Source organism: Clostridia bacterium (genome assembly GCA_035628995.1).
In the GTDB taxonomy this organism is placed as follows: Bacteria; Bacillota; Clostridia; order Lutisporales; family Lutisporaceae; genus BRH-c25.
The window spans coordinates 179,891-194,548 of record DASPIR010000033.1 but is presented as its reverse complement, the minus strand read 5'-3'; the positions used below and the strand labels follow the sequence as shown (position 1 = coordinate 194,548).

Annotated in this window: 10 protein-coding genes and 1 pseudogene; 10 read left to right on the top strand and 1 reads right to left on the bottom strand. The window is 40.9% G+C overall.

Annotated features, from left to right (window positions below):
• From VEB00_15200 to VEB00_15175, 6 genes and pseudogenes are all read left to right on the top strand, one after another.
• Entirely contained in the window at window positions 1-1,278 is a 1,278-nt protein-coding gene (locus tag VEB00_15200; protein ID HYF84365.1) for an HD-GYP domain-containing protein, read from the top strand.
• On the top strand, window positions 1,268-1,846 hold the full coding sequence (locus VEB00_15195) for a DUF5317 domain-containing protein (GenBank protein HYF84364.1): 579 nt from the start codon (window positions 1,268-1,270) through the stop codon (window positions 1,844-1,846). The genes VEB00_15200 and VEB00_15195 overlap by 11 nt, the downstream gene beginning before the upstream one ends.
• 182 nt (window positions 1,847-2,028) lie before the next feature.
• Entirely contained in the window at window positions 2,029-2,394 is a 366-nt protein-coding gene (locus VEB00_15190; protein HYF84363.1) for a hypothetical protein, read from the top strand.
• A 132-nt stretch (window positions 2,395-2,526) separates the two neighbouring features.
• Complete coding sequence (secA, locus tag VEB00_15185) at window positions 2,527-5,028, top strand: preprotein translocase subunit SecA (protein ID HYF84362.1); 2,502 nt, start codon at window positions 2,527-2,529, stop codon at window positions 5,026-5,028.
• A 204-nt stretch (window positions 5,029-5,232) separates the two neighbouring features.
• A pseudogene (gene prfB, locus VEB00_15180) lies at window positions 5,233-6,340 on the top strand (peptide chain release factor 2).
• 157 nt (window positions 6,341-6,497) lie between these two features.
• Window positions 6,498-8,690 carry a methyl-accepting chemotaxis protein gene (locus VEB00_15175; protein HYF84361.1) on the top strand — a complete coding sequence of 731 codons (2,193 nt, stop codon included), beginning with the start codon at window positions 6,498-6,500 and terminating at the stop codon, window positions 8,688-8,690.
• A 31-nt stretch (window positions 8,691-8,721) separates the two neighbouring features.
• On the opposite strand, the gene VEB00_15170 is transcribed toward VEB00_15175, so the two are convergent.
• Window positions 8,722-9,162, bottom strand: coding sequence for an ACT domain-containing protein (locus tag VEB00_15170; protein ID HYF84360.1), 441 nt, complete (start codon window positions 9,160-9,162; stop codon window positions 8,722-8,724).
• Window positions 9,163-9,473: 311 nt separating this feature from the next.
• Between VEB00_15170 and VEB00_15165 the strand changes: the two genes are divergently transcribed.
• From VEB00_15165 to tsaB, 4 genes are all read left to right on the top strand, one after another.
• Window positions 9,474-11,624: a Tex family protein gene (locus VEB00_15165; GenBank protein ID HYF84359.1), complete on the top strand. Its 2,151-nt coding sequence runs from the start codon at window positions 9,474-9,476 to the stop codon at window positions 11,622-11,624.
• Window positions 11,625-11,644: 20 nt separating this feature from the next.
• Window positions 11,645-12,802, top strand: a complete 1,158-nt coding sequence (locus tag VEB00_15160) for an amidohydrolase (protein HYF84358.1) — start codon at window positions 11,645-11,647, stop codon at window positions 12,800-12,802.
• 192 nt (window positions 12,803-12,994) lie between these two features.
• Window positions 12,995-13,471 carry a tRNA (adenosine(37)-N6)-threonylcarbamoyltransferase complex ATPase subunit type 1 TsaE gene (tsaE, locus tag VEB00_15155; GenBank protein ID HYF84357.1) on the top strand — a complete coding sequence of 159 codons (477 nt, stop codon included), beginning with the start codon at window positions 12,995-12,997 and terminating at the stop codon, window positions 13,469-13,471.
• Complete coding sequence (gene tsaB / locus VEB00_15150; protein ID HYF84356.1) at window positions 13,452-14,588, top strand: tRNA (adenosine(37)-N6)-threonylcarbamoyltransferase complex dimerization subunit type 1 TsaB; 1,137 nt, start codon at window positions 13,452-13,454, stop codon at window positions 14,586-14,588. Before tsaE ends, tsaB begins: the two co-directional genes overlap by 20 nt.
• Window positions 14,589-14,658: the final 70 nt, after the last annotated feature.

Sequence of the window (14,658 nt, the reverse complement as noted above, 5' to 3'; positions counted from 1 at the left end):
ATGTCGAATAAACTTAGAGCATATGTAGCAATTATAGTATTATTAGGGGCATCTTTTTTTCTATATACAATAAATCAGGCTCATGACATTGATGTAGTGGGTCTGGTTATTTTTACATTATTATCTATAATTGCTGAATCACTGGTTATAGTTACCCAGGGACAAAGAGCATTATCTGTAGGATTTGCTATAGGCCTTGCTGCTATAGTGATATTCGGGGTGCCTGAAGCAGCATGGATAACTAGCTTGGGAGTTATGTTTAGGGTAATAAACCATGATGGAAAGATATTTCATCCCTTTAATTTTCCAATAGAGAAAACATTTTTTAATGGGGCAAATGCTGCCCTTTCTGCAGGTTTGGCGGGGTTTTGCTATGAAAGCCTGGGAGCAACTCCCGGTATAATAGACTTGAATTCATCAATTCTTGCGGTGATTGCGATTGTTGCAAGTATGATAGTCTATATACTGACTAATGCCGTAATCATGTCAATTCTTATGCACCTTATTACAGGTGAGAACTTCTTTAGCAATTTCTGTAAAAATATTGCATGGGTAGTAAAGGATTACTTTGCTATGGCTCCGCTTGCCATTATAATGGCAATAGCTTACATTAACTACAGGATAGTCGGTGTATTGCTATTCTTCGGTCCGCTTCTTTTTGCCAGATATTCTTTCAAGCTGTATGTTGATATGAGAGACATATATATAGATACTGTAAAATCTTTGTCCCAGGCTGTTGAGGCAAAAGATCCCTATACAAACGGTCACTCAATAAGAGTTGGTGAATACGCGTGCGGACTGGCTGAAAGACTTGGACTGTCGCCGAAAAGAATGGAGAACCTTAAAATAGCTGCCATACTCCATGATATAGGGAAGATAGGCGTAGAAGAAAGTATACTGAACAAGCCTGGAAGGCTTACAGAGGATGAGTTCGATAAGATTAAACAGCACCCGGAAATCGGCGTAAAAATCATTAAAGATATTGATTTTCTTAAGGATGTGTCCAGAATCATACTCAGCCATCATGAAAGATATGATGGGACAGGCTATCCTGAGGGCAGAAAAATTGAGAATATAGTGCTTGAATCACAAATACTGAGTCTAGCCGATGTTTTTGACGCATTAACTTCAGAGCGTCCATACAGAAACGCAATGACAGTGGAGGAAGCCATTGAGGTTATTGAGAATGGCAAGGGCAGCCAGTTTGATTACAAGCTTGCAGATACATTCATTAAAATGATAAAGGAAAATAGGGAGTTGAAGAGGATTGCTGGTTGAGAGTGTAGGTACCTCAATTGTAGTTGGGAAGCTTAGGGGTGGAAGCTTTTCAAATATTAAGGATGCAAACTTGGAAAAATGGTATTTTTTCATTTCCGCATTCGCAATAGAATTTGCAGCTGTTTTCATGGCTTCAAAAGGTATTGGCCTTTTCAATGAAAATATATTATACATCCATTGCTTATCATATCTGCTCCTTTTTGCAGGTATATTCTTTAATCGGAGCATTTTAGCATTTAAGATAGTATTTATAGGAGTATTCCTGAACTTTATTGTAATAATGGCAAATGGCGGACAGATGCCGGTCTCGGGAGAGGCGATGACCAATATCGGATTGATAGATAACATGCATGCTATTAGAGATGGGAAGATTATTACACATGCATTAATTAACAATCACACGGTATTCAAATATCTGGGAGATATTTTTGTGCTTGGCAAACCTTATCCAAGACCAAAGATTTTCAGCATTGGCGATATAATCATGGCATTGGGGATTTTCATATATATACAAGAAATAATGGTTAAAAAATTAAAAAAAGATAAGACTGTGCAGTATATGGGTTAATACATGTGCTGCATTTGTTTTTTTGTAAATGTGCAGACTAGAACATGAAATTGTGATAAAATATTATGTATGTATTTTTGGCACGAGGTGCGGGGTACGAGGTTCGAGGTTTCAGGCGAAGCTTCGAAGACAGGCTTAAGTCATTGCCCATAGCCCATTGCCTGGAAAGTAGGTGAGTCTGAATGTCACGAGACAGCTATAACAATATAAAAAAGTATGCAGCTTTCATTTTCATGGTATTTACGGTGCTTTCAGGTTCATCTGATAGAATTGATTCTGATAATTTTGTCAAAATTGGAAAGAAAGCGTTTATTGATATACTTGCAACAAATAAATTATTCATACAGGATGCAAAAGTCTCAATAAACGAAGCACGCATAAGGAAATCTGAAAAAGATAATGAGGGTTTTAGAGATTTCATGGATATTAATGCGGAGGACTCAGGTCTGAAGCATATTCAATTCTATATATTGCCGTTAATAGTATTAGTATACTATTTAAATAACTTAATTTTGAAAAACAGCATATGGAAGAAAGCAGTATTCTGATTAACCTTATAATTAATACCTAAAAGCTCGCAGCGCGAAACCAAACCTGGTAGGAATACCCGAGCTTTGCACGTGGCTCGTGGCACGAAGCACGTAGCAAAAAATTATGAGGTTATAAGGAGAGATAATAGTATGTTTTTAGATAAAATATTCGGCAGCCAGAATGAGAAAGAAATTAAAAAAGTATCAAAGATAGTTGAAAAGATAAATGAATTGGAACCTGGTATGAAAAAGCTTACCGATGAGGAGCTTCAGAAAAAGACCGATGAATTCAAGGAAAGGCTCGCAAAAGGGGAGACCTTGGATGATCTTATGGTTGAGGCTTATGCAGTGGTAAGGGAGGCTTCTGTAAGAGTTCTCGGAATGAGACACTTTGATGTGCAGCTTATTGGTGGAATCATACTGCATCAGGGTAGGATTGCAGAGATGAAAACAGGTGAAGGAAAGACATTGGTTGCAACGCTTCCACTGTACTTGAATGCCCTTTCCGGCAAAGGTACTCACTTGGTTACAGTAAATGACTACCTGGCGACCTATCAAAGTCAGTGGATGGGGAAGCTGTATAACTTCCTGGGTATGTCGGTTGGACTCATTGTTCACGGACTTGAACCGGAGGATAGGCAGAAGGCTTACAACGCAGATATATCCTATGGCACAAACAATGAATATGGTTTCGATTACTTGAGAGACAACATGGTAATATACAGAGACCAGATGGTTCAGAGAGATCTGAATTTTGCTATAGTGGACGAAGTGGACAGCATATTGATAGATGAAGCCAGAACACCTCTCATAATATCAGGTGCAGGTGAAAAATCCACTCAGCTTTATTTTGTTGCAGATACTTTTGTTAAAGGACTTAAGAAAGAAACTGATTTTTCAATAGATGAAAAGTCAAATACTGTAGTTCTTACTGAGGAAGGCGTAGAAAGAGCAGAAAGATTCTTCAATTTGGAAAACCTTGCCGATGCCAACAATATGGAGATACAGCATCATATAAATCAGGCGCTTAAAGCCAGAAACCTTATGCGCCGTGATATAGATTATGTGGTGAAGGAAGGGCAGATAATAATAGTTGACGAATTCACAGGAAGACTCATGTTAGGAAGAAGATACAGCGATGGTTTGCATCAGGCTATAGAGGCAAAGGAAGGGGTAAAGGTCGAAAGAGAATCACAGACCTTGGCAACAATAACCTTCCAGAACTATTTCAGGATGTACAACAAGCTGGCAGGTATGACAGGTACCGCGAAGACAGAAGAGGATGAATTCAGAACCATATATAATCTGGATGTTGTTGAAATACCCACAAACAGGCCAATGATTAGAGAAGATAATCCGGATGCTGTATATAAGAATAAAAAGGGCAAGTTCAACGCAGTTGCTGAAGAAATCGTCAGGCTTCATGCCAAGGGGCAGCCTGTACTTGTAGGAACAATATCTGTTGAGACCTCCGAAATGCTTAGCGATATGCTAAAGAAAAGAGGGGTGCCTCATGAGGTATTGAACGCCAAGTATCATGAAAAAGAAGCTCAGATAGTGGCTCAGGCAGGACAGCGTGGGACGGTTACAATCTCAACCAATATGGCCGGCAGAGGTACTGATATAGTCCTTGGTGAGGGTGTGAAGGAGCTTGGCGGACTTCATATATTAGGTACAGAGAGACATGAATCCAGACGTATAGACAACCAGCTCAGGGGCCGTGCCGGAAGGCAGGGAGATGAGGGATCCAGCAGATTCTTTATCTCTTTGGAAGATGATTTAATGAGACTGTTCGGGTCGGAAAGAATAATGAAGCTTGTTGAGACTCTGGGTATGGAAGAAGATATGACCATTGAGCATTCATTACTTTCGAAGTCAATAGAAAATGCTCAAAAGAAGGTAGAAGGAAGAAACTTTGACATAAGAAAGCATGTGCTTCAGTATGACAATGTAATGAATAAGCAGAGAACAGTCATATACAGCCAGAGACGCCAGGTGCTGCTTGGAGAGAACATCAGGGAAACTATCATGGAAATGATAGCAGAGATAATAGACAGTGCGGTTGTTACCTATACAGTAGGCAGTGAGTTTGCTGAAGAATGGGATCTCAAAGGACTCTTGGAATATCTGCATCCAATTTTCCTTCCAAAGAATGCTTTTAGCAAGGAAGAACTTTTGAAGTTTACAAGGGACGAACTCAAAGAGGCCATAAAGGATAAGGCTGTACAGATATATGAATATAAAGAATCTCAGATAGATGCTGAAGTGATGCGTGAGCTGGAACGGGTTGCACTCCTAAGATCAGTTGATACCAAGTGGATTGACCATATAGACGCAATGGATCAGCTCAGAGAGGGGATTTCACTCAGAGCTTATGGACAGCAGGATCCAGTGCAGGCATATCAGATTGAAGGTTATGATATGTTCGTAGAGCTTATACAAAATATTAAAGAGGATACTGTAAGATTCATTTACAATATAAATACGTCTAACCTGCCTAAGAGAGAACAGGTAGCTGAGCCAGTAGTGACAAACCATGAAGAAGGTGTGAGGAAGCCTATTGTAAAGGAAGATAAAATAGGCAGAAATGATCCATGCCCTTGCGGAAGCGGCAAGAAGTACAAGAAATGCTGCGGGCAAGGCAAGAACTAGCTTGGAGATACAAGGAACGGGTAACACTGGAGACACGGAAATCCACTGAATACACGGCGGGAAAAATAAAATCAATAACGTGTGATTCCGTGAAACATCCGTGTGTTCAGTGGTTTCCGTCACTTATAGGACCTAAAAGGAATACCCAGGCATTGCACGTGGCACGAGGCACGTAGCACGAGACAAAAACGGAGGTAATAACATATGCTTGAATTGGAGCAGTATAAATATAATCTATCCCAGATAGAGGAAACAATAAAGGAAATTGAGGTGTCACTTTGACCTGACAATAATTCAGGAACAGGTCTATGAGCTGGAGCAGGAAATGCATCAGGAAAGCTTCTGGAATGATGCTGAGAATGCAGGAAAAGTTCTTAAAAGGATAAAGTCATTGAAGGATAAAGCAGATAGAATTGACAGTTTGAAAAAGGAATATGAGGATTTAGAGGTTCTCATAGAGCTTGGAATAGAAGCTGAGGACGAATCTGTGATACCTGAAGTGGAGACCTCTTTTAAGAGTTTAAAGGAGGATGTTGAGAGCCTTAGGATTGAAACTTTGCTCAACGGACAATATGACAGGAACAATGCAATATTTACAGTTCATTCAGGAGCAGGAGGTTTGGAAGCTCAGGATTGGGCTGAAATGCTGCTAAGAATGTATACGAGGTGGGCTGAAAAGAAGGGCTATGCTGTATCAATTCTTGATATGCAAAGGGATTATGAAGCGGGTATAAAGAGTGCCACTCTGCTTGTTGAAGGTGACAATGCCTATGGCTTTTTGAAATCAGAAAAGGGCGTGCACAGACTTGTAAGGATTTCACCCTTTGATGCAGCCGGAAAGCGTCATACATCTTTTGCTTCAGTAGATGTAATGCCGGAGCTTGATGATGATGTAAAAGCAGAGATTAATGAAGATGATTTGAAGATTGATACTTACCGTTCCGGAGGGGCTGGCGGGCAGCATGTAAATAAAACGGATTCTGCTGTACGAATAACACATATACCTACGGGTATTGTGGTCCAGTGCCAGAATGAGCGATCCCAGCACAGCAACAAGGATATGGCAATGAAAATGCTTACTGCCAAGATCCTTACCCTAAGAGAACAGGAGCAAAAGGACAAAATTGATGACATAAAGGGTGAGTATAAGGAAATAGCTTGGGGCAGTCAGATACGTTCCTATGTATTCCATCCTTACAATATGGTTAAAGATCACAGGACGAGTGAAGAGACAGGAAATGTCAGTGCAGTAATGGATGGAGAATTGGATAATTTCATTAATGCATATTTGAATCAGAAAAATGGCGTATAAAAGAGTTGCAGACCTAAAAAAATAGGTCTGTTTTTTTATCTAATAAACCAAAAACTCACAGATATACCAAATATGACAAAAGTGTTGTTTATTTACCAGCTTTATATTAGAATAAAATCATATAAGCACATAATAAGGCGAAACAGGGGTGAATAGCATGAGAAAGAGAGATAACTATTTTAAATTCCCTAAAATGGGTAAAGGCCTGTCTTTTAAACATAAAAGGAATTATTTTGGTTTTTTAAAAAATGTCAAATTCCCTAAGCTGAACATTAAGCTTCCTGCATTTAAGATAAGGAAGTCAAATGCAAAGACTCCAAGCCCCAAGGGACCAAAGGAACATATAAAGGTCAAATTCGACATCCACAAGTTGGTCGGAGGTATCAGGGGAAGAATTATTTTGCTTGTTATGCTTATGACTCTCATACCACTTACATTTCTCACACTGTCCAGCATAAACGCTCAGAAAGATACGATAATGGGCAATATGAATGAGCTGAATACATCTGTAAATAAGGGGCTTGTTGAGAGGATAAACGCAAATATTACACAAAGTCTTAAGACCTTGGAGCTGATACCACAGTCGGTGGATGTACTTGCAATGGACAGCTACCAGCAGGAAAGGCTTATAAGAAAAATTGCCTCAAGCCAGCAGTCAGCTTTTAAGGAGATCACACTCACGGATGTAAATGGTACAGTGCTGTATTCAATGAATACGCAGTTAAATGGTACAAACATAGGACAGGAAAGATGGTACACCGAGTCCATGAGAGGCCAAAGCTTTATATCTGATTCATACCTGGATGCCAAGCTCCGTGCTCCGGCCTTCAATATAGCTGTTCCGGTATTGGACCAGAATAAGTCTGTAGCTGGGGTTTTGTGCGCCAAGGTTGTGTTGGACGAAATCCAGGCGTTTATAACCCAAACTAAGATAGGCCAAAGCGGGGTTGCATATATAATAGATAAAAACGGAATAGTGTTTGCACACCCTCAATATAAGGACATGGTGCTGAAAAGCTATAATACAGTAGAAAATATGATAGAAGGTCCTATAAACCTGGTGAAAGGTAAGGAAGGTTCCTCACAGTATGAGAACAACGAGGGTGAAGAAGTAATAGGCACTTATTATAGAGTACCACTAACCGGATGGGGACTTGTAACTGAGACGGGAGTTAAGGAAGCTCTGCAGCCTGTGAAAGCTGCAGAGAGCAAAGCTTATGCATTAATAGCAATAGCATTTATAATATCTTTGGGAGGCAGCTTGCTTCTGGCATACATAATTGTCAAGCCTCTTGTCAATATGTCAAAGGTCGTCGGAGAAATCAAGAATGGAAACCTTAAGAAAAGGTTGGCTGTCACTTCAAAGGATGAAATTGGAGAACTCCAAAGCTCTTTCAACCTTATGACGGATTCTCTATGCACTATACTGAATGAGGTAAGTGATGCGGTTTCTGAAATTACTGAAGCAGCTCAAAAACTTAGTGAAAGTGCAAATATAAGCTCGGCAGCGACAGAGGAAATTTCTGCAATAGTGGAAAGTGTTGCTGAAGGAGCTCAGTCCCAGATGGCATCAGTAGAGGTGACTTCTGGAGTTGTTGAAGAAATTACTAACAAAGTTGATGAGACAGCCCAAAAAACTCAGGCTGTTGCAGTGTCAGCTGAGGGAGCTGCTAAAATTGCCGAAGAGGGTTCTGAGAATATAAATATTATAAACGGAACAATCGGTATAATAAAAGAAAGTGTTGTCAATTCTGCTTCACTGGTTGAGCGTTTAGGCAGCAAATCAGCTCAAATAACAGGAATCGTAAAGGTAATAAGGGATATAGCAGGGAAGACAAATATGCTTGCGTTGAATGCAGCAATTGAGGCTGCCCGTGCAGGAGATGCCGGTAAAGGCTTTGCAGTAGTTGCAAATGAAATAAGAAACCTTGCAGAGCAGACAAGGGATGCTTCGAAGAGTATAGAAACTCTTCTGTTGGAAGTTCAGAGAGAAACTCAGGTAACAGTTGTAGCAATGAACGAAGGACTGATAGAGGTGGAAAAGGGTACTGAAGCCATTAGCTCTACATATAGTACTTTTGATAAGATAATAAAGGAAATACATCTTGTAGCTGAGGAAGTAAGGGTTGTATCTAACTCGGTGCTTGAGCTTAGGAATGATAATATACAGGTAATTGATGCGGTAAGAGAAGTAAGTTCTATTGCTGAAACTACTTCGAGAGGCACTCAGAATGTTCTGGCCAGCACAGAGGAGCAATCTTCTGCAATGCAGGAGATAAACAGTTCTGCTGTCAGATTGAATGAAATGGCAGTTGAGCTGAGAACTATAGTTAATAAATTTGATTGCTAAAAACGTAGGGGCGAACAGTGTTCGCCCCTTTTTATTCCATCCCTATGATTTCTACTTTTTTGCAGCCCTTGCAGGACAGCAGCAGCTCCATCAGTTCCTCGGGATTTATCTCCATAGACTGTGTATCAATGGATGCTGTTAGTGAGGCAGAGCCCATTACAGGTATGTTCTGATTAATTGTAATGATATTGCCTTTAGCAGATGAAATCCTGTTTATAATATCAGATAGCACTCCTGGGGTATGTTTGAGAACCATAAACAAAGTAACAATCCGCCCGAGATCCTGAGTAGTATAATCAAAGACACTATCCTTATATTTATAAAAAGCACTTCTGCTTAATCCTATCTTTTGACATGCCTCTTGAATTGTCGTGGCATCTCCTGCCTTCAACAAGAGCTTTGCAGCTATGACCTTCTCATATACCTTTGGGAGTATGTTGGAATCAACTATGAACATCTTTGTTTCTACCATCACATATTACCTCCTAGTGCTTTTCAACACATCTGAATTCTTCCTTCAAGTGTTGAAAATGCATTTCATCTGTTTGGTGCCTCGCCTGCTCTGGAAGAGATATACTTTACGAGGCACCATGTCTGCGTATAATAAACATTTGTACTTATATGGTATACTAACATATTTATGTACTGCGGGCAAGAGATGAACTAGGGACTCATACCTATTGAAAAGTATATATAAAAACGGTTAATATAATTAGTAGGGGCGATTCATGAATCGCCCGTACAATGTTCTATATATTATTGCATAAGCGAAGGAGAATAAACATGGATATAGTTGCAAAACTAGCGAAGGAACTGTCGGTTAAACTCTGGCAGGTTGAAAGTACAGTAAAACTAATAGACGATGGCAATACAATACCTTTTATTGCTCGATACAGAAAAGAACTTACAGGGGAGCTTTCAGACACTATATTAAGAGACCTGAATGAAAGGCTTACATATCTCAGAAATCTTGAAAATAGAAAGGCAGAGGTAATAAGGCTAATTGAAGAGCAGGGCAAGCTCACTGACGAGCTCAGGGCTTCTATTGATAAAGCTGAGCTATTGCAGGAGGTTGAGGATTTATACCGTCCATACAAACAAAAAAAGAGAACAAGGGCTACCATAGCCAAGGAAAAAGGTTTGGAGCCGTTAGCGGATATAATATGGATTCAGGAGAGTTCAAAGGAATCTCTGGAAGAAATCGCAATGAAATTTGTAAATCCCGAGCTTGGAGTAGAAACAACTCAGGATGCAATCAATGGGGCTTCGGATATTATTGCAGAGCGCATATCTGATAATGCGGAGTTCAGGAAGGAAATAAGGGAGCTGACCTTCAGAAACGGTATCATTGCTGCAAAGGGCACTAAGGAGGAAAAATCGGAATACCAGATGTATTATGATTTTAGTGAGCCAGTTTTCAAAATTGCCCCACATAGGATACTTGCAATAAACAGAGGAGAAAAAGAAGAATTTCTTTCTATCAAGGTTGAAGCTCCTGTGGACAGAATATTGACTTACTTAAGCAACGGTTCAATAATTGAAAATTCGCCTTATAGAGACGTGCTGGGAGCTGTTGTAAAGGATGCATACAGCAGGCTTATTGCTCCATCAATAGAGAGGGAGATAAGAAACGAGCTTACTGATAAGGCTGAGGAGCAAGCAATCAAGGTATTTGCCGCTAATCTAAGGAATCTTCTTCTGCAGGCACCTATAAAGGGAAAGGTGGTAATGGGCTTTGACCCGGCTTTCAGAACCGGCTGCAAGATTGCAGTATTGGATGAGACCGGAAAATTGCTGGATACAACCACAGTATATCTTACAGCGTCGGAGAACCAGCTGGCAGAAGGCAAAAGAGTGTTGGAGAATCTTATTAGGAAATATAATGTAGAAGTCATATCCTTGGGCAATGGGACTGCATCAAGAGAATCAGAAAAGATATGTGCAGAGATAATCAAGGAAATGAATATACCGCTTCATTATGTAATAGTCAATGAGGCGGGTGCGTCGGTTTATTCAGCATCAGAGCTGGCAGCACAGGAATATCCTGATATTAATGTATCCATTAGAGGAGCTATCTCAATTGCAAGAAGGCTTCAGGACCCTCTTGCCGAATTGGTAAAGATAGACCCTAAGGCTATAGGGGTTGGACAATATCAGCACGATGTCACCCAGAAGAAGCTTTCTGACTCTCTTGGGGGTGTTGTGGAAGACTGCGTGAATAGTGTCGGAGTGGATTTGAATACAGCCTCTCCATCACTACTCCAGCATATATCAGGAGTAAATTCAGGTATTGCTAAAAATATTGTGGCTTACAGGGAAGAAAATGGGATGTTTAAGAGCAGGAAGGAGCTGCTGAAGGTTAAAAAGCTTGGAGCGAAGGCTTTCGAACAAGCAGCAGGCTTCTTAAGGATACCTGAAAGCAAAAATATATTGGATAATACCTCGGTACACCCAGAATCCTATGAGGCGGCTAAGAAGCTATTGGAAAAGGCCGGCTATTCATTGTCAGAGCTAAAGCAGAAGGAAATGAGCGGTGTTGTACACCAATTAGTGAGTATGGATATAAACGCTCTGGCAGCTGAGTTAGGTGTAGGAGTTCCTACTCTGAGAGATATATTGAATGAGCTGCAGAAGCCTGGCAGAGACCCAAGGGACGAAATGCCGAAGCCTATATTAATGTCAGATGTACTGGATATTAAGGACTTAAGGCCGGAAATGATTCTCACCGGGACAGTAAGGAATGTTATTGACTTTGGAGCCTTCGTGGACATTGGAGTACATCAGGATGGTTTGGTGCACATATCTGAGCTGGCAGACAGATTTGTAAAAAGGCCTCTTGATGTTGTTCAGGTAGGGGACATTGTAAAGGTTAAGGTTCTGGATGTGGATATGGACAGGAATAGAATTAGCCTAAGTATGAAGGGCTTGAATTAATACTAGGGGGGGGTTAATGGATGATACTCATTAAAAACGGTAAGATCTATACTATGGCAGAAAAGATATATGAAAGTGGCAGCATATTAGTGGACAATGGGAAAATTGTTGCTGTAGGGGAGAATGTTGAGGCTCCGGCAGATGCTGAGGTTATTGATGCTGAGGGCAAGCTGGTAATGCCCGGCATGATAGAGGCACATTGTCATTTGGGGATGTGGGAGGATGCCATTGGTTTCGAGGGAGCGGATGGCAATGAAGCGGTAGATCCTGTCACGCCGCAGCTTAGGGCAATAGATTCCATAAACCCTATGGACAGAACCTTTGAAGAAGCAAGGGAGGGCGGCATAACCACAGTATGTACCGGCCCAGGAAGCGCAAATGTAATCGGAGGAACCTTTGTGACCATAAAAACCTATGGAAACAGAGTGGATGATATGATTCTAAAAGAGCCTGCTGCTATGAAGGTAGCCTTTGGAGAAAATCCGAAGAGAACTTATGCAGAAAAGAAGATATCCCCCACAACGAGGATGGCTACAGCAGCGATACTAAGAGAGCAGCTTTTTAAAGCAAAGGCATATAATGAGAAGCTTCAAAAGGGGTCGCAGGACCCGGATAAAAAGCCGGAGTTTGATATGAAAATGGAAGCGATGATAAAGGTCATCAACAAAGAGATACCTCTTAAAGCACATGCTCACAGAGCTGACGATATTTTTACGGCACTTAGGATTGCCAAAGAGTTTGACGTAGATATCACTATTGACCATTGCACAGAAGGTCACCTTATAGCTGATGAGCTTGCAAAGGAAGGGAAATACATAATAAATGGACCTCACCTGACAGAAAGGACAAAGTTTGAGCTTAAGAATAAAACCTTTAAGACTCCGGCGGTTCTTAGCAAGGCAGGAATCAAATTCTCCATTACAACAGATCATCCGGTTGTACCGATACAGTACTTGCCTGTGTGTGCGGGCTTGGCAGCTAGAGATGGGCTGGATGAGATGGAGGCATTAAAGGCTATAACAATTAATGCAGCGGAAATATTGGGTCTTGAGGACAGAATAGGCAGTCTTGAAAAGGGTAAGGACGCTGATATCGTAATAATGGATGGACATCCTTTCGAGCTTACCAGTAGAACATATGCAGTGCTTATAGACGGTAAGGTCATATTTAGACGTTAATCATGGGGCATTCCTATTGGGCATGGTTGCGTGTTACGCGTTTCGAGTTCCGCGTGGACTGAGCGTATGCTCCGTAGAGCAGGGCATAGATGTATACATTTACCTTTAAACAGAGTATAATATCTATAGCAATTCTTAAGGGATTGCTATAGATATTTTGTTATATAGGAAAGTTTTTCTGGAGGTAAGCTAATGCTTAGATTTATTACTGAAAGTGCTGAAGAGACGTCAATTATTGGTGAACAGCTGGGCAGACTGCTAAGCAAAGGGAATATCATATGTCTCTCAGGAGATCTCGGGGCGGGTAAGACCGCTTTTACAAAAGGAATAGCAAAGGGTCTGGGCGTTGAGGACTATGTGACCAGCCCAACCTATACAATTATCAATGAGTATCAGGGCAGATTGCCTCTTTACCACTTTGATGTATATAGACTCAATGATGTTGAAGAAATGTATGAATTAGGCTATGAGGAGTATTTCTTCGGTGATGGGATAGTGGTATTGGAATGGGCGGATATAGTAAGAGATATAATTCCGGGAGACAGGCTTTGGATAACCATATTGAATACAAAGGGAGACGATTCCCGTGAAATAATAATGGAGCCCACCGGTGAAGCTTATGACGATATAGTGAAAGGGATGGAGCATAATGAAAATCCTGGCTGTTGATACGTCCACTTCTGCAGCGACAGCAGCAATAATGGAAGATGGAAGACTTGTTTCAGAGTATATATTGAATATTAATAGAGCCCATTCACAGAAGATAATGGGCATAATAGATGACCTCTTCAAGAAATCAGGAATGGAACCTGCTGAAATCGATATATATGCATGCTCTTCAGGCCCGGGCTCTTTTACGGGGCTTCGCATTGGAGCATCAATAATGAAGGGGATGGCTCAAACCTTCAGGAAGCCTATTGTCGGAGTGCCCACGCTTGATGCATTGGCATACAACCTTTACAATTGTACAGGCTTGGTTTGTCCAATGCTTGATGCTCAAAGAGGGATGGTCTACAGCAGTCTGTACTCATGGGAAAAGGGCAGGCTGGTGAAACTGGAGGATCTTAGGGCGATTCTAATTGAGGACCTTATTAAACTGATTAAGGAGAAGGCGGTACCTACCACTTTCCTTGGAGATGGTGTGCTGCTTTTTCAAGAAAGCTTGAAAAAAGGTCTTGGAGAATATTATATGGCACCTGCTGACGGCTTGCTGCCGCGTGCTTCCTCCTGTGCAGCCTTAGCTGAGGATTTGTATGGTAAGGGCATGGCTGATACATATAACACTTTTAAACTCACATATATAAGAAAATCCCAAGCTGAAGTTGAATATGAGAAGAAACAGAAGTTAGAGCTGCAAGAGATGAGTTTTGAAGATATTGATCAGGTATATGAAATAGAGAGCTTGAGCTTTACAACCCCTTGGTCTCGTGAATCCTTTGAATCGGAGCTTTCCAAAAACACCTTGGCAAAGTATTTTGTAGCAAAGGTGGATGGTGTGGTTGCGGCTTATGGAGGAATGTGGATTGTACTTGATGAGGGTCATATAACAAATATAGCAGTTCACCCTGATTTTAGAGGCCGGAGGATTGGAGAAAAGATAGTGCAGTCATTGCTTAAGGCAGCAAAGGACAGCAAGGCTGTACATGTTACTTTAGAGGTAAGAGCTTCAAATGAAGTTGCGCGGAATCTCTATAAGAAGCTGGGTTTTGTAGACAGCGGAAGAAGAAAGGGCTACTATGCGGATACAGGAGAAGATGCGGTGATAATGTGGAAGGAACTGAAATAGATATTTTCATACATTTTCAGACAATTGTATTTTGGGAGCGTATATATTAATAGAAGTATATTGAGGTGGG

What these genes read in the sequence shown, in the direction of transcription:
- VEB00_15200 (HYF84365.1), top strand. Translation starts at nt 1, where the DNA reads ATGTCGAATAAACTTAGAGCATATGTAGCAATTATAGTATTATTAGGG.
- tsaB (HYF84356.1), top strand. Translation starts at nt 13,452, where the DNA reads ATGAAAATCCTGGCTGTTGATACGTCCACTTCTGCAGCGACAGCAGCA.
- VEB00_15175 (HYF84361.1), top strand. Translation starts at nt 6,498, where the DNA reads ATGAGAAAGAGAGATAACTATTTTAAATTCCCTAAAATGGGTAAAGGC.
- VEB00_15160 (HYF84358.1), top strand. Translation starts at nt 11,645, where the DNA reads ATGATACTCATTAAAAACGGTAAGATCTATACTATGGCAGAAAAGATA.
- VEB00_15190 (HYF84363.1), top strand. Translation starts at nt 2,029, where the DNA reads ATGTCACGAGACAGCTATAACAATATAAAAAAGTATGCAGCTTTCATT.
- tsaE (HYF84357.1), top strand. Translation starts at nt 12,995, where the DNA reads ATGCTTAGATTTATTACTGAAAGTGCTGAAGAGACGTCAATTATTGGT.
- VEB00_15165 (HYF84359.1), top strand. Translation starts at nt 9,474, where the DNA reads ATGGATATAGTTGCAAAACTAGCGAAGGAACTGTCGGTTAAACTCTGG.
- secA (HYF84362.1), top strand. Translation starts at nt 2,527, where the DNA reads ATGTTTTTAGATAAAATATTCGGCAGCCAGAATGAGAAAGAAATTAAA.
- VEB00_15170 (HYF84360.1), bottom strand. Translation starts at nt 9,162, where the DNA reads ATGGTAGAAACAAAGATGTTCATAGTTGATTCCAACATACTCCCAAAG.